Source organism: Pseudomonas sp. ICMP 460 (assembly GCF_002723595.1).
Classification (GTDB): domain Bacteria; phylum Pseudomonadota; class Gammaproteobacteria; order Pseudomonadales; family Pseudomonadaceae; genus Aquipseudomonas; species Aquipseudomonas kitaguniensis.
The window spans coordinates 22,359-46,989 of the sequence record NZ_LKBR01000024.1; the positions used below are offsets into that span (position 1 = coordinate 22,359).

Below are 24,631 nucleotides of genomic sequence, written 5' to 3' on the forward strand. Positions count from 1 at the left end.
TAAGTATTTTTCAACTGACACAGCGCTATCGCGAGCAAGCCCGCTCCCACAGTTGACCGAGTTGGGCTGGGGAGATCGGGTGTCGAGTGGGTTTGATACATCCTGTCGGTTGCACCTCGGCTGACGGCACCCTATGAGCCCTGGGAAGGCTGTGCCGGGCACGCGAGCGTCGGCTAAATCGCCGATTCAGCGGATAGACGCTTTACCATCGGCACACACGCCAACACCAACCCGGACGGCGAGTGATACACCGATTGTTCATCGCCTACATAGCCGCATGCTCTGTAGAAACTCGCCGCGTTCAAGGTTGAGTCAAGTACCAACTCGTCAATCGCCTGTTCACGTGCAATGTTTTCCAGGTGATCAAGCATCGCCTTGCCATACCCTTGCCCGGTAAATTCGGGTAACACAAACAGTGCCGCCACTTCGTTGTTGTCGAGATCGAGCATGCCAGTGACAACGGGTTCACCTTTCACCCAGCCCAGGTAAAACAGCTTGGCCAGCAGCGCGCTATAACCCTGATGAGCGGTCCCGCGTGTCCATAGCGCCATCTGTTCTGCGGTATACGCACCGATGCACTGGCCAAGGATGGCCCTGCGACGTATATCAAATACCGTATCAGCATCGTCGAGTGTGGCGCGTTTAATCTCGAGCATTGAGTGCTCCCTTCATCGTTGTTCATTGCCCTTTTGGATGAAGTTTAGCGTATCACCCGCGCGGTATTCCCGGGGAGCGGGTTGAGTGGCTGGGTCAACAGCGCTCTTGTGGGAGCGGGCTTGCTCGCGATGGCGGTGTGTCTGATAAGTATTTTTCAACTGACACAGCGCTATCGCGAGCAAGCCCGCTCCCACAGTTGACCGAGTTGGGCTGGGGAGATTGGGTGTCGAGTGGGTTTGATACATCCTGTCGGTTGCACCTCGGCTGACGGCACCCTATAGTTCGCCCCGTCGCTGACAGTGGTCGGCGACAGGGTTTCGCAGCCCTAAAACGATTCACACCAACACCGTCAGACATGCCCCAGCCGCCATCCGGCTGCCGAATGTTTTATGGCGGTTGTGCGTGGGAGACCTTCGGGTCTGCCGGGTTTTGGTGTAAATCGTCCGGTCTGCGAACCCGCGCACAGCTGCCACCCAATCTGTTTCGCAGCAGAGCCAGTGGTAATTCTTTTTACTTGAGGATTTACACCATGACGACTCAACACCCGCCCCGCCGCTTCACCCCGATGACTCAAACCGCAACCGATTACCCTGTCATGCTGATCGACAGCGATGCCCCGCTGCGCGAGCTGCACGCCTGCGCCAGTGAGCGCCTCAACGCCGCACTCGCCTACCTGCACCTGATGGCCTGCTCCAACGTGTCCGACTACGCCGAGCATGACATCAATACCGTCGCCAACACCGCTCGGATCATGGTCCAGGATGTGGCGGATGTGTTCACGGTGATGGAGCGGCGCGGCTTTGATCTGCCCGCCGAGAGTTGATGTGGCGTGAGCTTTAAGGAAACCCGCTTCGGCGGGTTTTTCAGTGCCATGAATGATCAATATGCAGTGGGCCCGCAATGGGGTTTTCTTTATCCTGTCGAGCTTTCGTTTAACGCCTCAGGAAACACCATGCCCGCCCTCGCCTTTCGCCATGCACTGCCCGCCGACGCCGCCCGTTGCTTTGACATCGAAACCCGTGCCTACGAAGGCGACGAAGCCGCGACCCTGGAAAAGATCGCCACGCGCATTGCGCAGTACCCGCAAGGCTTTCTGATCCTTGAGGCGGATGGCCAGGTGGTGGGTTTCATCAATGGTGGCTGCGCGCATCACGTGGTGATGTCAGACGAAGCCTTTAAAGAGTTGGTCGGCCATGCGCCCGAGGCGCCGAATGTAGTGATCATGTCGGTGGTGGTCGACCCGGCGCATCAGGGCAACGGCTATTCCACGGGATTGATGACCGAGTTTGTGCAGCGCATGCACGCGATGGGCAAGCAGACGATTCACTTGATGTGCAAAGAGCAGCATGTGCCGCTGTACACGCGCATGGGCTACACCTATGTGCAGCCTTCGCCTTCGGATCATGGCGGTATGGCCTGGCATGAAATGCTGATGGTGCTCTAACAACGCGGGCGTTTCTAGCTGACTGCACCGCGCGCAGGGGTGAGGCTCAGGCTTTTTCCAAACAACCGATTCGCATGGGTTTCGCCCTGAAAGCTATACGTCGGCGAGCCCAGCGTTGCATAGCCGCACCGCGGGTAAAAAGCCAAGGGCCGATGTTTTAACACGAACGCTGATCAGCCGTCCTGGCCTCGCCCCGCAACACGGATCGCGCATGGCGACGCAGCAGGCGTCTGTGTAATCATCGCCTGGACCTCTCAAGGGATGGAGCCATCGCCATGTCGCTGACCACCGCCACCGACCCCGCACAAGCACCGCGCTTCTGGCGTGACGAGCGCTTGCCGTTTATCGAGGCGCGCACCATCGCTGACGGGCGCAAGGTCACTTACACCCGGCATGCGCACGAGCATTTTTCGATTGGCGCGATCACCACCGGGCGCAGTTATTACCACTACGGCGCGCAGACTTTCGAGATCAGCGCCGGCACCGTGGTGCTGATGAACCCCGGCGATGTGCATGCCTGCAACCCTGTCCATGATGAGCCGTGGTCGTATCACATGCTCTACCTCGATACGCCGTGGCTGACCGACTTGCAGCATCAGTTGGGTTTTAGTACCGATCAGGGTTATCGGCCGTTCAACACGCCGCACACCCGCGATGCCGTGCTGTACGACGGCGTGCTCGAACTGTACCGGGTGCTGCTGGATGAGCAGGCTGAACTGTTGCAAAAGCAAAGCGCATTGGTGAGTTTTTTCACCCAGGTGCAGCAACGTCTGAACCCTTCGCTGACGCCGGTGCGTGAGGTCAATCACAAGCTTGCGCGTGCTGCCGAGTACATCGGCGAGCACTGCACCGAAGCCTTGAAAATTGAAGACATTTGCCTGGCGGCCGAGCTGTCGCCGTCGTACCTGATCCGCGCGTTCAAGCAGTATTACGGGCTGACACCCCATGCTTTCCTGGTGAACCGGCGCGTCCAGTTTGCGCGCACTCAATTGCGCAACGGCGAGCTGATTGCCGATGTGGCGCTGGCGGCAGGTTTTGCCGATCAGGCGCACTTTCAGCGCACCTTCAAACAGCATTTCGCCGCCACGCCGGGGCAATACCGCGACGGGCTCAAGCCATCAGCAAATACCCCACACTGGCCACCAGCAACGCGGCCATTGAGCGGTTGAACAGGCGCACGCCCTGCGGGTTGGCGAGGTAGCGCCGCAAAAAAGTCCCGGCACAGGCCCAGCAGGCCACCGACAGGTAGCAGATCACCAGGTAGAGCGCTGCAAACAGCCACACTTGGCCGGCGTCGCCATCCGCCACAAACAAACCCATCCCGGCCACGCAGGCCAGCCAGGCTTTGGGGTTGAGCCATTGCATGATCGCGCCATACAGCATCGACGGCGCCGTGGCGCTGTCGTCGGCGTCGAGGCGGCCGTCGTCGACCGCAAGTTTCCAGGCCATGTATAGCAAAAAGGCCACGCCGCCCCACTGGATCAACTGCGTCAACAGTGGCCAGCGCACCAGCACGGCATGCAGCCCCAGGCCGATCAGTATCAACAGCAAGGTGAAGCCTGCGGCGGCGCCGAATACGTGTTTCTGGCTGGCGGCAAAACCGAAGCGCGCGCCCGTACTAAGCGCGACCACATTCACCGGCCCCGGCGTGATGGAGGTCGCCAGGGCGAAGGCGGCCATGGAGATAATCAAGCTCATTGCAGCTCCTTTGGATAATGGCACGCGGTGATGCCAAGCGATGATGACCTCACGGTAACGGGCGAAACGATGGCGGTATTGAACAAAATACCCCTGAGCCTTTGCGGTTTTCAGTGCACAGACCTTGTACTCTGTGCGCGCCCACCGCTTGCAACCCCATCAGGACGCCAATGCCCAACCCGATTCCTCGCCGACGCGATGCCGCTGTCACCCGTGAAGCGATTTTAGTGTCCGCGCGCAAAGCATTTGCCCAGTCGGGCTACGACGGCGCCGCCATGCTGGAAATCGCCGCCGGCGCCGGGCTGACGCCGATGCTGGTGAACCGCTACTTCGACTCCAAGGAGCAGTTGTTTGCCGAAGTGATTGCCGACACCGTCGCCAGCCCGAGCATGCTCACGCAAGGCAACCTCAGCGCGGAAAACCTTGGCCGCACCCTCGCCACCACGCTGGTGAGCCTGACCGAAGCGGGCAGCGCGCCGCTGCAAGGGTGGCTGATCATGCTGCAGGCGGCATCGAGCAAACGCGCGGCGGGGGCTGCGCGCGAGTACCTCGAAAAAGGCCCACAGGCGAGCATGGCTGCCACGCTCAAGGGCGCGCATCAGCAAGAACGTGCGGCACTGGTGATGGCGTTGGTCTCGGGGTTTCTGGTGACGCGCCAGAGCCTGGAACTGTCGGCGCTGGCCAAGGCCGACCCGCAGGTGTTGATCGAGTTGCTGACGCCGTTGTTCCAGCAACTGGTGGATGGCTGACCGCGCGGCTACAAGCCCCGGTTGCGCAACCACTGTAAAAAGCCCTTTTTGACCGGCACCACGGGTGCCTCCTGAATCAGCGCCTGCGCGGTGTGCAGGCGGAAATCGAGTAACGCGCGCATCGCTTCACCGATGTCATGCCGCGCATCCAGGCAGGGTTTCAGGTATTCCTTCTCGATGCGGTACAGCGTGCAAAAGGTTTTGGCGGTGAAGTCCGCCAGTGTCGCCAGATCGGACAGGATCCCCGCCTCGCCAATCACCTCGCCTGGCCCCATGCGCCCGGCTTCGAACGCGTGGCCGGCTTTAATCAACATCACCGAGACCACACCGGACTCGACGATAAACAGATGGTCGCTGACCTCCCCGGCCGGCAAAATCGTCTCGCCCGCGCGGTAGGTGTGCAGGGTCATGTTCTGGCTGAACGTGTCTTTCTCTTCCTGACGCAGGGTGGAGAAAATCGACGAGCGTTCAAGCAACGCGCGCGCGCCGGACATTGCCGGCGGCGCGGCGCTTTCGGTGGCTGACAACAGGCCCACGCCGGCGGCTTGCAGGTGCCGAAAGGCCAAATCGTAAAGCTGGTTGCGCACTTCACGCTTGAGCGCCATTGCCGGCACAAAACCGCTTATTTCATACTCGACGCCGCCACTCGCCGAGGCCTTGAACGCGACGCTGGGCGCGGGCTTGGCCAGCAGTGGCCGGCAACCTTGCATCGCGCGTTCCAGCGCCTCGATCACGGTTTGCGGGCGCGCATGCGGGCTGACTTGCAGGCTGACCGTCAGGCCGAACATGTCCGCCGGGCGCGAGAAGTTGATGATTTTGGCCTTGGCGGCCAGGGAGTTGGGGATCACCGCCATGCTGCCCTGCGAGGTTTGCAGCCGCGTGGCGCGCCAGTCGATATCGGTGACCCGGCCTTCGGTGCCGTCGATGGAGATCCAGTCATCCAGCTGATACGGCTTGGTGGTGTTGAGGACGATCCCGGAAAACACGTCGCTCAGGGTGCTTTGCAGCGCCAGGCCGACGATGATCGCCACGGCGCCGGACGTGGCGAGCACGCCCTTGACCGGCAAGTCGAGCACGTAGGCCATGGCGGCGATGATCGCAATCAGAAAAATCACCGCGCCCATCAGGTCCTGCAACAGCCGCCCCGTGTGGCCGACGCGCTGCATCATCACCGTGCCGAGCAATACCGTAAGGGTGCGCGCAGCGAACAGCCACCAGCCAATCTGCAAGGCGGTGGCAGCCAAATGCAACGCCGTGTTGTCGGCATACGGCGCCAATTGCATGGGGTTCATGCCATCGTTGAACAGCACGGCACTGAAGACCGCAAAGATCGCCAAGCGCGCTGCCAGCTTCCAACCGGCGAGGTCGACGGAAATCAACCGCCACACGGCGATGTCGATAAAGATCAGCGCCAGCGCGCACAACATCGGGTGATCAGCGATAAACGGGGGCATCCAGGCGACTCCAGAGTACATGCCCAGAAGATCGCATGAATTGTGAACACAGGAAATAGCAGGTTGTGAGGGGTGGGGCGCGAGCGCAGCTGTAAGCTGTAAGCTGCAAGCTGCAAGCTGCAAGCTGCAAGCTGCAAGTCAGAGCAGAACAGCTGAAGACACGGTGTGGAAATGTGGGAGGGGGCTTGCTCCCGATAGCGGTGCGTCAGTGACAGCTAGCCTGCCTGACACACTGCAATCGGGAGCAAGCCCCCTCCCACTTGGGTTTTGCCAGCCACGTGCATTCAGGCGGGCTGATTAACCCTGCATCTGCCCAAAACGACCTGATTGGAAGTCGGCAAATGCTTGGTGGATCTCCGCCTCGGTGTTCATCACAAACGGCCCGTGCCCTACGATCGGCTCATCAATCGGCTCACCGCTGAGCAACAGCACCTTGGCATCGTCACTGGACTCCAGCGTTATCTGAACACCCTCACGCTCAAACAACGCCAATTGCCCCTGGCGCGCCACTTCCTCGCCATTCACCCGCAGCGTACCGCGCAGAATCACCAGCGCCGTGTTACGCCCGGCATGCAAATCCAGCGTCACTGCCTTGCCCGCGTTAAGGCGCAGGTCCCACACGTCAATCGGCGTAAAGGTGCGGGCCGGGCCTTTGGTGCCGGCAAATTCCCCCGCAATCAAGCGCAGTTGCCCAGCGTCATTCGCCAATGGCAACACAGGAATATCGCCGTCGAGGATCGTCTGGTAACCCGCGTCGGCCATTTTATCCTTGGCCGGCAGGTTGACCCACAACTGCACCATCTCCAACGCACCGCCACTGCGGGCAAACGCTGCGGAGTGAAATTCCTCGTGGATGATGCCCTTGGCGGCCGTCATCCACTGCACATCGCCAGGGCCGATCTTGCCGCCGGCACCCGTCGAATCACGGTGCTCGACCTCGCCGTCATACACGATGGTCACGGTCTCAAAGCCGCGATGCGGGTGTTGCCCTACGCCACGACGTTGCTCGGTAGGTGAGAAATCGGCCGGCCCCGCGTGGTCCAGCAACAGGAACGGGCTGATGTGCTCGCCCATCGCGTCGTAGGAAAACAGCGTGCGCACCGGAAAGCCGTCGCCGACCCAATGAGCGCGAGGGCTGGTGTAAATGCCGATGAGTTTTTTCATGGTGATCCTCCAAAGTGCCCACACCTTAAAACCGTTACCCCTTCAGCGCTAGACGGCAAAAACAACCCTGAGCGTCCTGCTCATAGAACGCTAACCCGGCGCAGCGCCACAAAAACCGCGTTAATGATAATGACTCGTAGTAATATCCGCGCTCTCCCGTTCAACCTTCCGAGGGCTGCAATGCCGTTTGCCCCTGCGCCTGCCGCACCGCGCGTGTTGGTGGTGGATGACCACCGCAAAATTCGCGAACCGTTGGCCACGTACCTGCGCCGGCACACCTTTGAGGTGCGCACCGCCGCAGACGCGGCCGGCATGTGGCAGTTACTCAAGACCCAGGCGTTCGACGTGGTGGTGCTCGATGTGATGCTGCCGGATGGCGACGGCTTCGAGTTATGCAACCAGTTGCATCGGCGCAGCAACACCCCGGTGCTGCTGCTGACGGCTTGCGACACGCCCGCCGAGCGGATTCGGGGCCTGGATTTGGGCGCTGACGATTACGTCACCAAGCCTTTCGAGCCGCGCGAACTGGTGGCGCGCATCAACAGCGTATTGCGCCGCCAGGGCCGCAGCAGCGGGCCGGCCGCCCCCAGCAACGGTGCGCGCGCGTACCGGTTCGCCGGCTGGCATTTCAGCGTGCCCAGCGCTACGTTGCGCTGCGCAGGCGGCTCGGCCATCCAGCTCAGTACCGCTGAGAGCCGGCTGCTGCAAGTCTTCCTCGGGCACCCGAATACCTTGCTGCCACGCGAACGGCTGATCGACCTGACGGCCGCCGCCGACAGTGACGTGAGTGACCGCGCCATCGACCGTCAGGTCAGCCGCTTGCGGCGCAAACTGGCGCAGGCAAATGCCGCACAGGAGGTGCTGCGCACGGTGTGGGGCGGCGGTTATTTGCTGGCGGCCGAGGTCAGCGAATGCGCGCCCTGAGCAGGCTGTGGCCGCGCACTTTGGCGCACCAGTTGAGCCTGTTGTTGTTGCTGGCGTTACTCGCCTCGCATGCAATTGCGATGTTGGTGCTGCAACGCACCGGTAGCCTGATCCACCCGTTGGCCCGCAGCTTCAGCCTCGAACGTTTGAGCACCGCGCATCACACCGCCATCGACCTGACCCCGGAAGAAACTGCGCACCTGCTGGCCGGTATGAGCAGCGACGATGCGCGCTTCTGGATCGCGCCCACGCCGGAAGTCGCGCCGTTCGAACTGCGCCCGGAAGAACAACGGCTGGCGCGCGAGCTGCGCAGCCAATTGCGACTGCCTGAAGCAGCGGCCATCGGCATGCAGTTGGAGCGCATCAGTGGCGCCGACGCGCGTACGCATGTATTCAGCCCCGCCGGCTGGGCGCCGCTGCGCCTGCGCAGTAGCGTCGAGCTGCCCAATGGTGCGTATTTGAACGCCGTGCAATACCCCGCCGGCGCCTATGAATGGGGCCGCGTATTGGCCTACAGCTTGCCGGTCACGACCTTGCCGGTGCTGTTGATCGTGATGTTTTTTATCGCCCGTGTGGTGCGCCCGATCAAAACCCTGGCCCAGGCCACGGAACGCGTCAGCCGCGGTGAATGGATCGCACCGCTGCCGGAGCGTGGCCCGCAGGAAGCACGCGACCTGACGGCCGCCTTCAACACGATGCAGGCCAACCTTGCGCGGCATGTAGAAGGTCGCACGCGGATGCTCGCGGCGGTCAGCCACGACTTGAATACGCCGATCACCGAACTGCGCCTGCAGGTCGAATTGCTCGAGCCCGGCGCGGCGCGTGATGACATGCTCGAAAGCCTCGCCGAGTTGAGCGCGATGGCGCGTGAAACGCTGAACTTCGTGCGCGACGATACGCTGCAGGAACCCACCACCACCGTCTCACTCACTGCGCTGCTGGATGACTTGGCCACGCGCTATCAGCGCCTGCAACAGCCGGTCAGTTGGGCCGGCGCGCCGCCGCTGCTGCTGACGTGCCGCCCGCTGGCGCTAAAACGTGCGTTGACCAACCTGATCGATAACGCACTGCGCCATGCCGGCGACGCCCGGCTGGCCCTCACACGCCAGCACGATGGCTGGCTGTGCATCGAGATTCTCGACCACGGCCAAGGCTTGCCCGAGGACTGGCTGAGCAAAGTGTTTGAGCCGTTCGTGCAACGCGGTGTCAGCAATGGCGGCGTGGGGCTGGGCCTGGCGATTGCACGGTCGTGCATCCAGGCCCATGGCGGCGAACTGCTGTTGGAAAATCGCCCACCGGCCGGCCTGTGCGCGGTGGTGCGATTGCCAGCGGCGCTCTAGAAGTTGAGCGTGGCGCCCATCCACAGCGTGCGGCCGTAGTTCACCGTGCCGTAGGTTTCATCGTCCAGGCGTTTGTCGGTGAGGTTGTTGAGGGAAGCGTTCAGAGTGAGTGATTCGGTCACGTCATAAGAACCGCCAAGGTCTGCAGTGGTGTAGCCCGGTGCCGGTTCGTCGGTGATCGTATTGCCGGTTTCTTCACCGTAGTAGCTGAGCGATGCCCACACCTGCGCGCGGTCGTTGACGGTCCATTCGCTGCGCAGGTTGGCTTTTTGCTTGGGCGTCAGGGCCAGCGGCGCACCTTGGTTGGCACCGCTTTTTTGCTCGGAATCGGTGTAGGTGTAGTTGGCCTTGAGCAGCACCTCGGGGTTGATGTCCCACTGCCCGTTGAGCTCTACGCCCTGGATGATCGCCTTGTCGACGTTGACCCGCTCCATGATGGTGTAGCCGTTCCAACGGCGGTCGGTGGTGACGGTGGAGAGCTTGTCCTTGAAGTCGTTGTAGAACAGCGTGACGCCGCCCGAGAGGTTGTCGCGGTTGCTCCACAGCGCCGAGATTTCATAGTTGGTGCTGGTCTCGGGCTTAAGGTCCGGGTTGCCGAACATCACAAAACGGTTGCGCCGCAGGTAGGCGTAGTCGGCGACCACCGCGCGCAGTTCGGGCGCCTTGAAGCCGCGCGCGATGCCGCCCTTTAGCGTCCACTCGTCGGTAGCACGCCACACCCCGTAAACGCGCGGGCTGAGGTGCGCACCGTATTCTTCGTGTTCATCCAGGCGCAGGCCGGTGGTGAGCGCGAAACGCTCGGTGACCGACCACTCGTTCTCGGCAAACAGGGCTTTTTGCGCCACCGAAAATTTATAGTCGACGCGGTCACCGAGGCCCTGGTTCCAGTCGGTCAATTCGCTCTCATTCCATTGCAGGCCCACGGTGCTGACGTTATGCGCGGTGGGCACCACCAGCTTGGCGTCGAACACGCTGTTCTTGATCTCGGGTTTGCGCCCGTAGATATCGGTTTGCGCCGGGGTTGCCTTGCCCTCGCGGCTGGAGGTTTCCTGCGACAGGGCGACGTCCGACGTGGCCCAGCCCCAGCGGCCCTGATGCGAAAGCGACCAGTGATCGCGGTTGTTTTCCTGCTCGCGGGTGGCCCAATTGGCGCTCATGCCATCGCCGTTTTTCAGGCGCGTGGCACCGGCTTCCAGCAGGATGTCGTGGTCGATGGTCGGCGTGAAAGCCAGGCGCGCGGTGAGGTCGCGGTGGTCGGCGCGGCTGAAGCCGTTAGTCTGTTCGATGTCGTCGTCAGCCTGGCGGTCGAGGTAGCGGCCCCACACCTGCAAACCGAGAAAATCTTCCTTGAGCGGCCCGCTGAGGTAGAACTGGGTTTGCCGCGCATTGCCCTGGTCACTGTGCTGACGCGCCGAGTAGTCATAGCCAACCGAGCCGCCCCACGTCGGCGAGACCTTGCGCGTGATCACGTTGATCACGCCGCCGATGGCATCCGAACCGTACAGCGACGACATCGGCCCGCGCACCACTTCAATGCGCTCAATGGCGGCCGCCGGCGGTACAAAACTCTGCTCATAACCACTGTTGCCGTTGACCCGCGATTCCCGCGCGCTCTGGCGTTTGCCGTCGACCATGATCAACGTGTAATCGGCGGGCATGCCACGGATCGAAATATCGGTTTCATTCGCCCCGCCGTTGACCGTCACACCTTCCACATCACGCACCGCGTCGCCAAGGTCGCGGTAGGATTTGCGCCGCAGTGCTTCGCCATCGATCACCGTGACCGAGGCCGGCGCGTCTTCCACACTTTGCGCAAAGCCTGAGGCCGTCACCACAACATCATTCAGTTCCAGGGTTACCGGCTCTTCGGCGTGGGCCTGCAAACTGGCGGCGACCAGCAAGGCCAGGGGTGTAAAGCGAACAGCAGGCAGCATGGGCGTGGACCTTAAGAGTGAACTCAAAAGAGAATCGTAATCATCCAGCCGCGAATAACTTGGACAAAGTGTGACAACTCAACAACCGCTGGGTGGATAAACCACGCCGATGAACCGGCAAGCAACGCCTGCGCCAGGGCGTGTTTGGGAGAGGACAGACGCCGCTGAAACTTCCCACGCAGCGGCCGGATAAGCTTTACAGATACCGCCTGAAAACGCCTGCAAAGTCCTTCGCCTGATCACACAGAGCGAAGGATTGCAGATGGTTTATTTTGCCAGAGCCCCCCACACGAGGGCGGCCTCTTGATCGCTGTTACCGGCCAAACCATTGGCTTTCTGGTACTGGCGGCGATGGATTCAAAGACACGAGACGTCGAATCCGTACTCAGCGATTTCAGGCAATGCCTGAATACCTATGAAGCCTGGGCCGAGAGCTATTTCAGCTTGTCGGCGCTGGATGTCGAGCAGGTATTCAAGGTCGGCGATGAAGTGGCGCTGGTTGCGCCGATCAACCGCTCGCTGTTTCCGAGCAGCACCGTCGCCACCTGCCAGGCCAGCGGCACCTTGACCCTGGTGCACATGTTCCAGAGCGCACGCTTTGTGCCCATCGGCAATACGCCGGTGGTACTGCAACGTATCGACCCGAACGGCGGCCCGCTGGGGGAGCCGATCCACAAGACCATCGGCCCCAGCGGCATTCTCGAAATCACTGAATGTGATCGCAATCAGCAGTACCGAATCAACTTCTATCCCGACGTTTCCATAGCGCATTTCAAGGCGCTATACGCCTCCTATCAGTCGGTGATCGCACCGCTCGAAAGCTGGCTGCGCGATGAGTGGGCGAGCACCTTCAAACCGCTGTGGGATGGCTACTCCGAGGCCGACTTCCTTGAGCGCTACCACGCCCTGCACCAAGCCTATGCGCGTGGGTTTGGCGATGCGCTTTACGCACTTTGGGACAGCCTCAAGCAACTGTTTGAGTGGCTCACAGACCCGCTGGCGAATGCCGAAAAACTCCTGCATTACCTGTCACAGGCCGAGTTTGAAAAGCTCCTGAAGGTCAGCACCGAAGCCCTCGCAAAAGGCTTGCTGGTGCTCAGCGATGAACCGCTGCTGTTTATCTACCTGTCGGTACTGGTCAGTTGGATGCGCTTGCTGCCGCCGCCCGCCATGAGCGAGCTGCTGGGGGAAATCAGTGCCGAGGTGCTGATCAACCTGCTGCTGGGTCTCGCCACTGGCGGGATGGGCGTAGCGGTAAACATGAGTTCGAAGGTGTTGAGCGGTATCAAGTCTCGTCGCGCACGCCAGTGGCTGGAACACATCTCTCAACATTTCGCCAAATCCAGCCTGGACAGTCATGTCGAGGCCGCCAAGCCGTTGTTGCTGGGCAGTGCGGCGATACCGATCAAGGCGGTGCCGGTTGCACCGTTGAAGGCTGGGGAGCATCTGGTTGCGAACCCGGTGCCTGCGGTTCGCGGCAAAACGCAGAAGACCACATTGGTGCGCCAAGAGCACGTCGACGATGTGCCCGCTGCGGGCAAGAACCCGAACGGCGATGCTGCGGCCAGCGCCGACAAAACCCTCACTCACGGTTGCCCGGTGTCGATGGTCACCGGGGAAGAATTACTGACCCTCACCGATGGCGCGCTGGACGGGATGTTGCCGTTTGAGTGGACGCGGGTGTATCGCACCAGCGCGGTGGAAGTGGATGGCGGGTTGGGCTTTGGCTGGAGTCACTCGCTGGCGCAACGGCTGGTGGTGGACGCTGATTCGGTGGTGTGGACGGACCATGAGAATCGGTCGACTGCGTTTCCGTTACCCAGCGTTTCTCGGCCGGCGATCACCAACAGCCTGGCCGAAGCGGCGATTTATTGGGGTGATTTGCCCGGTGAATTAGTGCTGGCTCAGGCGTCGCGTTTTTATCACTTTTGCGACGGTCTGCTGACGGCGATCAGCGATGCTTACGACAACCGCCTGCGGATTTTCCGGGATTTTCTCGGGCGCATTGAGCGGTTGGACAACGGTGTAGGCCGGTCGCTGTTTTTACGCTACGCGTCTGGCCACATCGTGGCGGTGGACTATCAGGTTCAGCGTGCCAAAGGCCATGAACCTTTCGAATGGGTGACAGAGCAGAATCTTGTTTCCTACGCCTACGACGACGCTGGACGACTGCTTTCAGCGACCAATGCCGTCGGCGAAAGCGAGTTTTATCGGTACGACGAGCAGCACGTGATTCTCGAGCGGCAGTTGGCCGGTGGCGCGCGTTTCTTTTGGGCGTGGGAACGGGCAGGCAAGGCGGCGCGGTGCGTTCGGCACTGGGCCAGCTTTTCGCAGATGGAAACGCGTTATGCCTGGGATGACAACGGCAGGGTCACGGTTCACAACGCCGATGGCAGCCAGGAAGTTTACGTGCATGACCAGCGCGCACGGCTGGTGCAGCGGATTGATCCCGATGGCGCTGAGCATTTCAAATCCTATGACGACAAAGGCCGGCTGACGGTCGAGCAAGACCCGCTGGGGGCGGTGACGGCGTATCAGTACGATGAAGCGGGCCGCTTGATTGCGCTGTTTCCGGGGGACGATGAGCCGACTTCCTACGAGCATGACAACGGCTTCGTACGGGTGGTGCGCCGTGGTGAGGCGGTTTGGAAGTACGAGCGTAATGATCAAGGCGACGTCACGCGCAAGACAGATCCAGACGGCAACGTTACCGACTACAGCTACAACAAACACGGGCAACTGACTGGCGTTTGGTATCCCGATAGCAGTTGTCATCGGCTGGTGTGGAATGACCATGGGCAACTGCTTGAGGCGTTATTTCCGAACGGCAGTAGCCAGCGCTACCGCTACGACGACCTCGGACGCCAGGTTGCGCGCGAGGACGAACATGGCGCACTGACCCAGTATCAGTGGGACGGCGTGGGTCGGTTGATTCGCGTGGTGGTGTCCGGCGGCGCGTTTAGGGAATACAGCTACAACCCTTACGGAAAAATCACCTCCGAGCGGGATGAGCTGGGCCACGTCACCCGCTACGAATACGGCGACGGCCTGCACCTGATCAGCCGCCGCATCAACGCCGACGGCACCCAAGTCAAATACCGCTACGACAACGTGCGGTTGTTGCTGACTGAAATTGAAAACGAAGTCGGTGAAGTCTATGGGTTGCAATACCACCCTAACGGGCTGATCCAACAGGAAACCGGCTTTGACGGCCAGCGCACGGCTTACGTCTACGACCTCAACGGCAACCTGCTGGAAAAGACCGAGCATGGCGACGATAGCAGTCAGCTAATCACCTGTTACGAACGCGACCACGCCGGGCGCCTTGTACGAAAAACCCTGCCCGACGGCAGCATTGTTGATTACGCCTACGACCGTCAGGGCAATCTCCTCAGCGTCGACGACAACCATTGGGCGCTGGCCTACGAATACGACGCGCAAAACCGCCTCACCGCCGAGCACCAAGGCTGGGGCACTCTGCGCTACGGCTACGATGCGTGCGGTCAGTTGCAACACCTGCGCCTGCCGGACAACAACCGCCTGGTGTTCAATCACGACAAGGGCGGTCAAATCGCCACCGTCGAATTAAACGGCGGGTTGCTGACCTCGCACCTGTTCAGTGCTGGCCACGAGCGCCAACGCCAGCAAGGCCAACTGCTCAGCCACTACCACTACGACGAGCAAAACCGCCTGCACGCCCACGTGGTCAGCCAACAGGAACACACCCTCTACCAGCGCCAATACGACTACGACAACAGCGGCAACCTCGGCCGCATCCTCGACACCCGAAAGGGCCAACACGACTACCACTACGACCCCCTCGCCCGCCTGACCCACGCCGATCACTCACAAGACGTGAAAGAACGTTTCGGTCACGACCCGGCAGGCAACCTGCTGATGCAAGACCGCCCCGGCCCCGACATCGTTGCCGGCAACCGCCTGATGATCCAGGGCGACCACCATTACGACTACGACGCCTTCGGCAACCTGATCCGCGAACGACGCGGTAAAGGCCATCAACTCGTCACCGAATATCGCTACGACTGTCAGCACCGGCTGATTGGCACCACTCAACCCAGCGGGCAAACCGCCAGCTACCGCTACGACGCGTTTGGGCGGCGTATCAGCAAAACCGTGGACGAGAAAACTACCGAGTTTTTTTGGCAAGGCGACAAGTTGATTGCCGAGCATCACGCCGATCGTCATCGCAGTTATATCTACGAGCCGGACAGTTTTCGGCCGTTGGCGCTACTGGAAGGCTTTGGTCCGAGTGAAAGCAAAGCCTTCCACTATCAACTCGACCACCTCGGCACGCCGCAAGAACTCACCGCACCTGACGGCGAAATTGTCTGGTCCGCGCATTACCGCGCCTACGGCCATATCGCTCGCCTCGACATGGAAAAAGTCGACAACCCGCTGCGTTTTCAGGGCCAATACTTCGATCAAGAAAGCGGGCTGCACTACAACCGCCATCGCTACTACAATCCAGACAGCGGCCGCTACCTGACGCCGGACCCGGTGAAGCTGGCGGGCGGGATCAACGCGTACCAGTATGTGCCTAACCCTACGGGGTGGGTTGATCCGCTGGGCTTAAGTTGCAAGGTGGGAGGGTGCCCCGGCTCAAAAGTCGATCCCCTTCAATCAAGCAAGACACCTGTATTGGACTCGCATGAGAGGTCAGGCGGGCACCTAATTCATAAGCACGTAGGCCAAACGGACGGCCAGCTCGCCGTAAGGCTAGAATCGGAACCACATATTCCAGCGGCATCTACGTTCAAAACCTTGGAAGAGGCAGAAACACTCGTTTCTAAAAGCTTAGCCACACACAACCAAAACATATCTGAATTTCTAAGAGGAAATAAAGAGACCTTGGTAATCAGGGAGCATTTACAACAGCCCACGGGGTTAAGCTTATTAAGGGGAAGTGACAAGTCAATACCCGTCTACAAATATGTTTTAGTCATAAAGCGAAAACCTAGAATGCCAAATGGCTACCTACTACTAACAGGATACCCAATAGAGATATGAATCCCCCACTAACAGAGCTTCAGCAGTTTTTTGGCGGCTACTTTAACCAAGATTGGCTGGAGGATCACCCCACAGCGGATAATGTCATAGACTCATTTTTAACAGACTCCGATGAAGACACGATCATCATCGTAAAAACTGAAATACTTGAATTAATAGCCTCCTACACAAACGAAGTAAATCTTCAAAAAAACCTACTCGAAGAACAATATTGTTTTTACTACTACCCATTTGAATGGACCTCAGGATTATCATGGCTACGCCACATAGTCAGCAAGTTTGATAGTCACTTATTGAATGCCAGAGCAAAAGCTGAAAGGCGAACATAAAGAATAATTACGCATTAAATGTTTTTCGACTTAAAAATCAAACAAAAATATTGAAGAAAATAGTTATAACTTCCAAAACTTATTCGAGATAAAAGATGACGTAAACGGCTTTACGTCCTTTGCTGATGCCAAGGGTGGCAACAAACACAAGCCGATCAGCCGAGATAACATTCTGATCGGCATGGATCAGGCGATACTTTGTAAAGCTTGAATGCCATTATGAGCTGGCTTATCAAAAGGGTGAGGCCTGTCTCCCGGCGCATCTACTGGAATTTAATTTACGGAGTTCTGAAATGAAATACCTCCCAGACTTATCAATACTAAGAAGCGTGCTTTTCACTTACAGCATTGAAAACTACGACAATCTTGAAAGAGAGCGCTTCATAGTCTCCAAGAACATAAACGACGATAAAGAACTGTCTGAACTGTTTGAAAAGCTAACCAAGCCTGAATACACCTCATACAAACTCAAACAGCGTAATTGGTACATCGACACACTTCAGCACTTTCTAAAAACAGACGAAAATTTCGACTGCGTATTTTACCTTTTTGATACTTATTTCGATGACGAAATCTTAGACAAAAGGCAGTTTATGAAAGTGCTGCTTGATTGCCTCACCCGTTATCAAATCGAGCTCGAAGAGTGTTGATTGATAAGTCCGATGCTTGACGCCTGAAATGGCAACCTTGACGCTGCTTACAAGGAGCTGCAAACATCAAAAAATCACCTGAAATGTCAATCATCCGGGATTCACTCTTCACTTGCGACATTGAGAACACCGACGATTTGAAAAGGGAGCGCATAAAGACCAATTAATCGAGTTATTTGACGAGCTGAAAAAACCAAAATTCTTATCTTTCACAAAACTCGATCAAGATTGGTTAAGTCTTTCCATCGAATACTATTTATCAAGTAACGATGGCTTTGACGATGCATCCAAAAGGATGGCCACTTACTTTTCCGAACTTATCATCGACCAAAGACGGTTCATGGAGACGCTTCTCGAAAATCAAAAAAATACAGGCACGGTAATCCCAGCAGCCAAATGAAAACTTAAAGTAGCTCCATGCAAAAATTGAATTTGGATTACTTATCCTACAGACATAAGTACGTTCTGACTCAAGCTCTAAAAACAGCTTGGCCGACGACAATCATGACCTCCAAATTTTATTCGACATAGACAATGACGAGGCGGCAGCATGTCCAAGGACAGAATGGTACGAACTGTAAAGTCCTAGAAGTTTTTTAAAAGATGTCTACCGGCTCGCTCAAAACGCTTGGAAAGACGACATTCAAAAAGCCAGTCTCGAAGATCGCGCAACCTGGTATAAAGTTTCAACGAGTTAAATCCCGCAACAAACAGGCTAACTTTCAGCCCCACTCTCACCAAGGCGTTAAAATGCTTTTTCACCCATCATCCACGCACATAATTTTCGATGCCAACCTGTACTATTTCGTGGGCGTCTTTGATATTTACGACAGAGAGGAAACGAAGGGGGTAGAGTTTGCTCTCTACAACCCCAACGACAACAAAGACAGAGAAAATCTCATACTTAAATATTGCCTGGACCCGTACAACAAGCTTTCCTATCGCCACAGATATAAACTAATGGAGAGCTTAGCACTCGCATTAATTACCGAAAATTTCAATTTTCAGTCTTACTTTGAGGACGATCCGGAGGAATATTCAACAATGGCCTGGGACGAAACACAAATAGCAAATCCTAGAGGTTTCTTTGAAGATATTTACAACCTCGCCAAGGCGGGGTGGAAAGACGACCTTCAAAAAGCCAGCCTTGAAGACTCATCAACATGGTAAAAAAGCACTTTCCTCAATGAATACCCACACCCCTGTGGCGAGCGGGCTTGCTCGCGTTGGGGCGCGAAGCGGCCCCAGTGGGAGCGCCGCGCTGGGTCCGGTTAATCGGCGGTGTTGGTTTTGGGGCCGCTGCGCAGCCCAACGCGAGCAAGCCCGCTCGCCACAACAGCCCTCTTGGCATAACAGCCCTCTTGGTACAACAACGCGCTCGCCACAGGAGCGCGTCAGTCGTAAGGGTGTGATCAGCGTTTGGACAGCTCCATGATCATTCGGCTGAGCAGGTAGATACGCGGTGCCACACTTTCCACTTCGGCGTATTCCTCTGGGGTGTGTATGTTGCCGCCGACAATCCCAAAGCCATCCAGCGTCGGCGTGCCGACCCCGGCCGACAGGCTTGCATCCGCTGCCCCGCCACTGCCTTCAATGGTCAGCTTACGCCCCAATTCGCCATAAATGCCTTGGGCAATCGCGACCAGTTTGTCCGACTCCGGCGTCTGCGGCATGGGTGGCAAGCCGCGTAGCAGGCTGGTTTTTACTTCGGTGTCGGGGATCAGCTTGTTGGCCGAAACGCGTGCCAGGTCTTTTTCGATACGGTCAAACTCTTCCGGCAACGCGGCGCGAACGTCGGCTTTGGCGGTGGCTTGGTCGGGGATGACGTTGACGCGGTCGCCGGCCTTGAGCACGGTAAAGTTGATGGTGGTTTTTTTCTCTTCGTCGCCGAGTTTGCCCAGTTGCAGAATCTGGTGCGCGGCTTCCATCGCGGCGTTGCGCCCGAGTTCCGGGGCGACGCCGGCGTGGGCGGCTTTGCCTTTGACTTCGACCACGGCGGTGGCGCTGCCTTTGCGCCATACCACCAGGCCGTCGGCTGGGCGGCCGGGTTCCAGGTTCAAGGTAACGTCGTGGGCCTTGGCGGTTTTGCGGATCAGTTCAGCCGCGGCTTCGGAGCCGGTTTCTTCGCTGGCGTCGAGCAGGAAGGTGATTTGCGCGTAGTCCTTGAAGCCTTGGTTTTTCAGGACTTTGAGCGCGTAGATGCCGGCGACAATGCCGCCCTTGTCATCCATCACGCCGGGGCCATAGGCGCGGCCGTCCTTGATATGGAACGGGCGCTCGGCGGCGGAGCCTTCCTTGAACACGGTGTCCATGTGCGCCATCAGCAGGATTTTGGCCTTGCCGGTGCCTTTGAGGGTGGCGATCACATGGCTGCTATTGGCGGCCGCGTCCGGCACTTGCTCGATGCTGAAACCCAGCTGTTTTAACTCATCCACCGCGATGTCGCGCACTTGCGTCAAGCCCGGCGCGTAGCCGGAACCCGAATCGATATTCACCAGGCGTTCAAGCAGTTTCAGCGCGGGGGCCTTGTACTGTTCGGCGTCAGCCTGGATTTGCTTATGCGGTTCGGCGCTGTAGGCCGGCACGGCAAAGGACAAGGCCAGGGTGGCGGCCAGGAGCGTACGGGAGAAGGTGAAGAGCATGGACCGATCCTTGTTTTTTGTTGAGAGGTGCTGCGACACCCTACCCCACTAAACCGACCGCAACCAACTGCCATGCGCTGAACTGACCCGGTTACGCCCACTGCTTTTGGCTTCATATAACGCAAGGTCGGCGTCGTTTAGCCAGCTCGTGGCGTCGGCGTGCGCGGGTTGATATTGCGCCAGGCCGATGCTCAAGCTCGCGCGCAACGAGGGGTCTTGGGCATAGGCTAATGCATTGAAGCGATCGCGCAGCGCATCCATCACTTCGGTGGCGCTGTTGAGCGGCATACCCGGCAGGATCACGCAAAACTCATCGCCACCGTAGCGCCCCGCCAAGTCAGTGGCGCGCAGGTTCTGGCGCAGCACTTTACTGAGTTGGCGCAGCACCCTATCGCCGGTCACGTGGCCATACGTGTCGTTGATCAGCTTGAAGTGGTCGATGTCGATCAGCGCGATGGCCGCGCCCTGCTGTTCGCGGCGGCAGCGTTGGAACTCGACTTCCAAGTGGTCTTTCCAGGCACCGTGATTGAGCAGGCCGGACAGGCTGTCGGTGCGGCTCAACGCGAATAGCTCGCGCTTGTGCCGGGCCAGGGTTTCGGCTTGGCGGTAGCAGATCCAGCCCAGCACCAAGGGGTACAGCATCAGGATCGGCAGGCAAGCGTAGAGCTGGGCCTGGCTGGTGACGGCGACAAACGCCGGAGTGAACAACAGCAGGGAAACGCCGATGCCCAAGGCATGCGCCACCCAACCGGCGAGCATAAAACGCGGCCCGCCGATGGCAACGTTGTTCATGCTCATCATCGACAACGTGGTCACGCTGGGCAATGGGTTGAAGTACATCGCGCCAACCCAGAAACCGCCGCAAAAAGAATCGAACATCAAGTTACGGCGTTCGCTGCGCAGTGAATTACCCGCGCGGCGTGACACTTGATACGCGAGGTGCGGCCAGATAAAGGCGTTGGTCAGCATCAACGCCCACACCCACAACGGCGGGTTCAAGGGGTACATGCCAAACGCCACACACACAAAACCGAGCGTTAGCCCAAAGGTTCGCGATTTATATAACCGTGAAGCGAGCGGAAGTCCATTTCCTCCGGCGGCTGACATGGTCGGTGTAATCCTGGATGAATGCCTGGAGTCTATCAGGGCAGCGGCAAATCGCCACTACCACTCATAAGCCGGCTCAGTGCGAAAAACCCCGCGCCAACATTAATGCCACACCCAGCAACAGCACCGCCGTGACGCGCTGCAATAACACTCGGCGCTTGGGGTTTTCCAGCACGTGCTTGATGCGCTGGCCGAAATAGCAGTACAGGCAACCGCTGGCGAACTGCAACAGCAGAAAGGTCAGGCCGAGGATGGCAATATCCGCCGATGAGCTGTGCTCCCCTGCCCCGGCAAACTGCGGGAATACCGCGCTGAACATGATGATGGTCTTGGGGTTGGAAAACCCGGTCAACAAGCCCTTGCCAAACAGGCTGCGCGAGCCCTCTGCGGCGCCGGCCTTGTTGATCGCCACGCCGCTGCTGGTCCACTGTTTGTAAGCGAGGTAAAGAATGTAGGCCACACCGACGAACTGGATAGCCTGAGTGATCGCAAGGTTGCCCTTGATCAATTCCGAAAAGCCCACGGCAAAGATCAGGATCGAAATCAGGTACGACACACTGGCGCCGATCTGCGCCGGAATCGAGCTGCGCAGGCCGTCTTTCAAGCCCAGGCTCAGCAGCAGCAGGGTCATCGGGCCGGGACTGAAGGTCATGGTGGCGCAAAACAGCAGAAAGTAGAGGAACGAAGAAAGCGTTAACGCACTTGTCATGTGTCCGAGACCTTGGGTTTTAAGAAACAACAACGGGGCGGAGCACGCAAGCGCCCGCCCCGGCCCCATCAAGCGACCGCGATTTCGGTCGTCAGGGATTCGCGGTACATCAGCGCCAGGTCCGCCAGCGCCGCCTTGGCGGTTTGATTGCGGGTTTCGAACGCCACCAAGCCTTTCCAGTTGGTTTCGACGATGGCCTGCATCACGTCGGCGTAGTCGCAATTGCCGTCGTGAATACCGAAATGCTGGTCTTGCACGCCATTGTTGTTGCTGAAGGAGATGCCCTTGATCAGGTGGTGGTATTTACGCACCACCTCGGCCGGCAGGCCGTTTTCGATATTGGCGTGGCCCGCATCAAGGAAGAAGTACACATTGCTGTGCGCCTGCAGGCGCTCGAACACAAAGGCGTATTCCGCCTCATGCGTGAAGATGTAGTGAAACGGCCGATAGTTGACGTAATTGGACAGGTTCTCCAAGTAAATATCGGTGCCCTTGGCCTCGGCGTAACTCGCCAGTTCCTGTACCGACTTGAGGTAATGCTCCAGGGCTACCTTCTTCGCCATCAGCACCATTTTTGGCTCGACGATGCAGCCACCGTGGATGATCAACGGCGCGCCCAGACGGCTGGCGATGTCGATTTCTTTCTTCACGTACTGCACGGCTGCGGCACGGAAAGCCTCGACGTCACTGCCAAGCGGCGCTTTGAAGTTGCCGTGGAATACCGGCTTTACGCCGGTGGCCGCGATCTGCTCCTGCAGGCTGACGATGCGCGCCTCGGTCCAGTCGTCGACCATTTCGCCGAACAGGCTGCCGTCGATGTACCAGTGGGTGCAACTCCCTTCAACGGCGGTTAGCAGGCCCAATTCGGCGCCCAGGTATTTCTGATGGGCCACACCGGTACAGAACGGCACGGTGGCATTGATCAGCTTGCTTTCCATTAATCGATTCCTTTCGTTGATGACGTTTTAAAGTTCAATGGCCATGAAGTCGGCCTTGGTCACGCCGCAATCCGGGCATGTCCAGTCTTCAGGCACCTCCTCCCATGGGGTGCCTGCCGGGATTCCATCTTCAGGAATGCCCAATTCTTCCACGTACATAAAACCGCAGGGTGCGCACATATAAGTCTTCATGAGAATGCGAAATCCATTGCTCGCCTGTAGGAAATTCGCCAATTCCTGGCGAGATGGCGCGCAGTCTAGGTGAGCGACATTGCACAAGGCAGGTAAAGTGATGCTTAATCCGGCCTAACTTCACCGGTAAAATCACCGGCAAAGACAAGGAAGGTTTATGTTTGTATCCGTCGTCGATTTTGTGGAGGGCACGCCCAAGGTTCAGCAGATCGTCGAGGCGTTCAGCCAGGCCATTGAGAGCGGCGAATGGGCACCCGGCAGCAAGTTGCCCTCGGTGCGCGAATTGACCGAAACCCTGGGCGTCAGCAAATTCACCCTCAACGAAGCGCTGGACCGCCTGCGCGGTCGCAACCTGCTGACCTCCAGCCAAGGCCGCGGCTACTTTGTGGCGATGGACACTGCGCGCCCGGCGCCCGTCACGTGGGTCGACCTGCTGCCCCAAGACCTGCTCAGCGTATTGCGCCGCCCATTGGTCAATGCGGTCGGCGACCTGCGCCCCGGTGGCGGGCATTTGCCGGAGGAATGGCTGAACGCCGAAGCGATTCGCCAAACCCTGCGCAGCGTGGTGCGTGCGCCGTCGTTGCGTATCGCCGGGCTGGGCACACCGGCCGGGTTATTGCCGTTGCGTCAGGCCCTGCAACAAAAACTTCACGCTGATGGCTTGTCGGTGCCGGTGGAACAAATCATCACCACACCCAACACCGTGCAAGGCCTGGACATGCTCATGCGCCTGCTCGCGCGCCCCGGCGACACGGTGCTGCTGGACGCACCGTGCTACTTCAACTTCCACGCCAACCTTGCCTTGCATGGCGTCAAAGTCGTGACTGTGCAACGCCGCCCGGACGGCTTCGACTTTACCGCGCTTGAGGAATTGCTGGCCGAGCACCGCCCCAGCCTGTACCTGACCACCAGCGTGCTGCATAACCCCACCGGCCATTCTTTCAGCCCCAGCCAAGCGTTTCGCCTGCTGCAGCTGACCCGGCAATACCACTGCCATATCGTCGAGGATGACCTCTACGGCGACCTGCACCCCAACCCGCCGCCACGCCTGGCCGCCCTCGCCGGTCTCGACCAGGTGACCTACCTCTCGGGCTTCTCGAAAATCCTCAGCGCCAACACCCGCGTCAGCTACGTGGTGGCCGCGCCGCAACTGGCGGCCAACCTGACCAACATGAAATTGATGAGCGGCGGCGTGACCTCGGAGCTGTTCGAGCAACTCGTGTACCGCATGCTCAGCGAAGGGAGCTACGCCAAACACCGCAAGCGCATGGTGCAACGCTTGATGGAAGCTGGAGGCCGCGTTGAGCAATGGCTTAAGCGTTGCGGCTGCGAACTGCCGATGGCCTATGAAGGCGGGATGTTCATCTGGGCGCGACTGCCCGCCAAGGTGAACGGCGAACTGCTCGCCCAAGAAGCGCTTAAACGCAGCATGGTGCTGGCGCCAGGCGCACTGTTCGGCTACGACCCTGCCCACCTCAACTCGATGCGCTTTAATGTGGCGCACAGTGATGAGCCACGGGTGCAGCGGGTCTTTGAAGCGCTGCTGCTCAAAGCGGTGCGCGGTGCTTGAGCCTGCGGTGAGCTTTTTCATGCAAAGAACCTGACGCACACAAAATGCAAATTACTGATATATAAATTAATTTATGATTCTATTTTTTAATAATTAGGATAG

General features: G+C 58.7%; 21 protein-coding genes. 11 read left to right on the top strand and 10 right to left on the bottom strand.

Annotated elements, in window-relative coordinates:
- Positions 1 to 173 precede the first annotated feature (173 nt).
- Positions 174 to 656, bottom strand: coding sequence for a GNAT family N-acetyltransferase (locus tag AO240_RS16805; protein ID WP_099237572.1), 483 nt, complete (start codon positions 654 to 656; stop codon positions 174 to 176).
- A 530-nt stretch (positions 657 to 1,186) separates the two neighbouring features.
- Here AO240_RS16805 and AO240_RS16810 point away from each other — a divergent pair.
- The 3 genes from AO240_RS16810 to AO240_RS16820 all read left to right on the top strand — a co-directional run bounded on the left by AO240_RS16810 (position 1,187) and on the right by AO240_RS16820 (position 3,270).
- The gene (locus AO240_RS16810) at positions 1,187 to 1,480 is read left to right on the top strand and encodes a hypothetical protein (protein ID WP_058412649.1); all 294 of its coding nucleotides are present in this window, start codon (positions 1,187 to 1,189) and stop codon (positions 1,478 to 1,480) included.
- Between the two features lie 129 nt (positions 1,481 to 1,609).
- On the top strand, positions 1,610 to 2,101 hold the full coding sequence (locus tag AO240_RS16815; protein WP_099237574.1) for a GNAT family N-acetyltransferase: 492 nt from the start codon (positions 1,610 to 1,612) through the stop codon (positions 2,099 to 2,101).
- A 275-nt stretch (positions 2,102 to 2,376) separates the two neighbouring features.
- On the top strand, positions 2,377 to 3,270 hold the full coding sequence (locus tag AO240_RS16820; protein ID WP_099237576.1) for an AraC family transcriptional regulator: 894 nt from the start codon (positions 2,377 to 2,379) through the stop codon (positions 3,268 to 3,270).
- Here AO240_RS16820 and AO240_RS16825 read toward each other — a convergent pair.
- Complete coding sequence (locus AO240_RS16825) at positions 3,212 to 3,799, bottom strand: LysE family translocator (protein WP_099237578.1); 588 nt, start codon at positions 3,797 to 3,799, stop codon at positions 3,212 to 3,214. The genes AO240_RS16820 and AO240_RS16825 overlap by 59 nt on opposite strands.
- 170 nt (positions 3,800 to 3,969) lie before the next feature.
- Here AO240_RS16825 and AO240_RS16830 point away from each other — a divergent pair, with 170 nt between their 5' ends.
- Entirely contained in the window at positions 3,970 to 4,548 is a 579-nt protein-coding gene (locus AO240_RS16830) for a TetR/AcrR family transcriptional regulator (protein ID WP_099237580.1), read from the top strand.
- Between the two features lie 8 nt (positions 4,549 to 4,556).
- Here AO240_RS16830 and AO240_RS16835 read toward each other — a convergent pair whose 3' ends face one another.
- Positions 4,557 to 6,002 (bottom strand): mechanosensitive ion channel domain-containing protein, encoded by a 1,446-nt coding sequence (locus AO240_RS16835; protein ID WP_099237582.1) that lies wholly within the window; start codon positions 6,000 to 6,002, stop codon positions 4,557 to 4,559.
- Positions 6,003 to 6,299: 297 nt separating this feature from the next.
- On the bottom strand, positions 6,300 to 7,166 hold the full coding sequence (locus AO240_RS16840) for a pirin family protein (RefSeq protein ID WP_099237584.1): 867 nt from the start codon (positions 7,164 to 7,166) through the stop codon (positions 6,300 to 6,302).
- A gap of 180 nt (positions 7,167 to 7,346) precedes the next feature.
- Here AO240_RS16840 and AO240_RS16845 point away from each other — a divergent pair, with 180 nt between their 5' ends.
- On the top strand, positions 7,347 to 8,090 hold the full coding sequence (locus AO240_RS16845) for a response regulator transcription factor (protein WP_099237586.1): 744 nt from the start codon (positions 7,347 to 7,349) through the stop codon (positions 8,088 to 8,090).
- A gap of 20 nt (positions 8,091 to 8,110) precedes the next feature.
- Complete coding sequence (locus tag AO240_RS16850) at positions 8,111 to 9,430, top strand: ATP-binding protein (protein ID WP_177445835.1); 1,320 nt, start codon at positions 8,111 to 8,113, stop codon at positions 9,428 to 9,430.
- Here the strand turns inward: AO240_RS16850 and AO240_RS16855 are convergent.
- A complete protein-coding gene (locus tag AO240_RS16855) occupies positions 9,427 to 11,391 on the bottom strand; it encodes a TonB-dependent receptor domain-containing protein (RefSeq protein ID WP_371918636.1) in 1,965 nt (654 codons plus the stop codon). The genes AO240_RS16850 and AO240_RS16855 overlap by 4 nt on opposite strands.
- A gap of 324 nt (positions 11,392 to 11,715) precedes the next feature.
- Between AO240_RS16855 and AO240_RS16860 the strand changes: the two genes are divergently transcribed.
- The 4 genes from AO240_RS16860 to AO240_RS16880 all read left to right on the top strand — a co-directional run bounded on the left by AO240_RS16860 (position 11,716) and on the right by AO240_RS16880 (position 18,541).
- The gene (locus tag AO240_RS16860) at positions 11,716 to 16,392 is read left to right on the top strand and encodes an RHS repeat-associated core domain-containing protein (RefSeq protein WP_099237957.1); all 4,677 of its coding nucleotides are present in this window, start codon (positions 11,716 to 11,718) and stop codon (positions 16,390 to 16,392) included.
- Positions 16,389 to 16,721: a contact-dependent growth inhibition system immunity protein gene (locus tag AO240_RS16865; RefSeq protein WP_099237592.1), complete on the top strand. Its 333-nt coding sequence runs from the start codon at positions 16,389 to 16,391 to the stop codon at positions 16,719 to 16,721. Before AO240_RS16860 ends, AO240_RS16865 begins: the two co-directional genes overlap by 4 nt.
- 293 nt (positions 16,722 to 17,014) lie before the next feature.
- A complete protein-coding gene (locus AO240_RS16870) occupies positions 17,015 to 17,371 on the top strand; it encodes a hypothetical protein (RefSeq protein WP_099237594.1) in 357 nt (118 codons plus the stop codon).
- A gap of 603 nt (positions 17,372 to 17,974) precedes the next feature.
- Positions 17,975 to 18,541 carry a hypothetical protein gene (locus AO240_RS16880; protein WP_256585973.1) on the top strand — a complete coding sequence of 189 codons (567 nt, stop codon included), beginning with the start codon at positions 17,975 to 17,977 and terminating at the stop codon, positions 18,539 to 18,541.
- Between the two features lie 242 nt (positions 18,542 to 18,783).
- Here the strand turns inward: AO240_RS16880 and AO240_RS16885 are convergent, their stop codons facing one another.
- The 5 genes from AO240_RS16885 to AO240_RS16905 form a co-directional block, all read right to left on the bottom strand.
- Complete coding sequence (locus tag AO240_RS16885; protein ID WP_099237596.1) at positions 18,784 to 20,013, bottom strand: M20/M25/M40 family metallo-hydrolase; 1,230 nt, start codon at positions 20,011 to 20,013, stop codon at positions 18,784 to 18,786.
- 48 nt (positions 20,014 to 20,061) lie between these two features.
- Entirely contained in the window at positions 20,062 to 21,120 is a 1,059-nt protein-coding gene (locus AO240_RS16890; RefSeq protein WP_099237598.1) for a diguanylate cyclase, read from the bottom strand.
- A 76-nt stretch (positions 21,121 to 21,196) separates the two neighbouring features.
- Positions 21,197 to 21,829 carry a LysE family translocator gene (locus tag AO240_RS16895; protein ID WP_099237600.1) on the bottom strand — a complete coding sequence of 211 codons (633 nt, stop codon included), beginning with the start codon at positions 21,827 to 21,829 and terminating at the stop codon, positions 21,197 to 21,199.
- 68 nt (positions 21,830 to 21,897) lie between these two features.
- Entirely contained in the window at positions 21,898 to 22,767 is an 870-nt protein-coding gene (locus AO240_RS16900; protein ID WP_099237602.1) for a sugar phosphate isomerase/epimerase family protein, read from the bottom strand.
- A 27-nt stretch (positions 22,768 to 22,794) separates the two neighbouring features.
- A complete protein-coding gene (locus AO240_RS16905) occupies positions 22,795 to 22,959 on the bottom strand; it encodes a rubredoxin (protein WP_016968943.1) in 165 nt (54 codons plus the stop codon).
- Between the two features lie 157 nt (positions 22,960 to 23,116).
- On the opposite strand from AO240_RS16905, the gene AO240_RS16910 reads away from it, so the two are divergent.
- Positions 23,117 to 24,529, top strand: a complete 1,413-nt coding sequence (locus AO240_RS16910) for a PLP-dependent aminotransferase family protein (RefSeq protein WP_099237604.1) — start codon at positions 23,117 to 23,119, stop codon at positions 24,527 to 24,529.
- Positions 24,530 to 24,631: the final 102 nt, after the last annotated feature.

Bases quoted from the DNA above. Each gene is read 5' to 3' on its own strand.
- AO240_RS16805 (WP_099237572.1), bottom strand. From the start codon at position 656: ATGCTCGAGATTAAACGCGCCACACTCGACGATGCTGATACGGTATTT.
- AO240_RS16810 (WP_058412649.1), top strand. From the start codon at position 1,187: ATGACGACTCAACACCCGCCCCGCCGCTTCACCCCGATGACTCAAACC.
- AO240_RS16815 (WP_099237574.1), top strand. From the start codon at position 1,610: ATGCCCGCCCTCGCCTTTCGCCATGCACTGCCCGCCGACGCCGCCCGT.
- AO240_RS16820 (WP_099237576.1), top strand. From the start codon at position 2,377: ATGTCGCTGACCACCGCCACCGACCCCGCACAAGCACCGCGCTTCTGG.
- AO240_RS16825 (WP_099237578.1), bottom strand. From the start codon at position 3,799: ATGAGCTTGATTATCTCCATGGCCGCCTTCGCCCTGGCGACCTCCATC.
- AO240_RS16830 (WP_099237580.1), top strand. From the start codon at position 3,970: ATGCCCAACCCGATTCCTCGCCGACGCGATGCCGCTGTCACCCGTGAA.
- AO240_RS16835 (WP_099237582.1), bottom strand. From the start codon at position 6,002: ATGCCCCCGTTTATCGCTGATCACCCGATGTTGTGCGCGCTGGCGCTG.
- AO240_RS16840 (WP_099237584.1), bottom strand. From the start codon at position 7,166: ATGAAAAAACTCATCGGCATTTACACCAGCCCTCGCGCTCATTGGGTC.
- AO240_RS16845 (WP_099237586.1), top strand. From the start codon at position 7,347: ATGCCGTTTGCCCCTGCGCCTGCCGCACCGCGCGTGTTGGTGGTGGAT.
- AO240_RS16860 (WP_099237957.1), top strand. From the start codon at position 11,716: ATGGATTCAAAGACACGAGACGTCGAATCCGTACTCAGCGATTTCAGG.
- AO240_RS16865 (WP_099237592.1), top strand. From the start codon at position 16,389: ATGAATCCCCCACTAACAGAGCTTCAGCAGTTTTTTGGCGGCTACTTT.
- AO240_RS16870 (WP_099237594.1), top strand. From the start codon at position 17,015: ATGAAATACCTCCCAGACTTATCAATACTAAGAAGCGTGCTTTTCACT.
- AO240_RS16880 (WP_256585973.1), top strand. From the start codon at position 17,975: ATGTCTACCGGCTCGCTCAAAACGCTTGGAAAGACGACATTCAAAAAG.
- AO240_RS16885 (WP_099237596.1), bottom strand. From the start codon at position 20,013: ATGCTCTTCACCTTCTCCCGTACGCTCCTGGCCGCCACCCTGGCCTTG.
- AO240_RS16890 (WP_099237598.1), bottom strand. From the start codon at position 21,120: ATGTCAGCCGCCGGAGGAAATGGACTTCCGCTCGCTTCACGGTTATAT.
- AO240_RS16895 (WP_099237600.1), bottom strand. From the start codon at position 21,829: ATGACAAGTGCGTTAACGCTTTCTTCGTTCCTCTACTTTCTGCTGTTT.
- AO240_RS16900 (WP_099237602.1), bottom strand. From the start codon at position 22,767: ATGGAAAGCAAGCTGATCAATGCCACCGTGCCGTTCTGTACCGGTGTG.
- AO240_RS16905 (WP_016968943.1), bottom strand. From the start codon at position 22,959: ATGAAGACTTATATGTGCGCACCCTGCGGTTTTATGTACGTGGAAGAA.
- AO240_RS16910 (WP_099237604.1), top strand. From the start codon at position 23,117: ATGTTTGTATCCGTCGTCGATTTTGTGGAGGGCACGCCCAAGGTTCAG.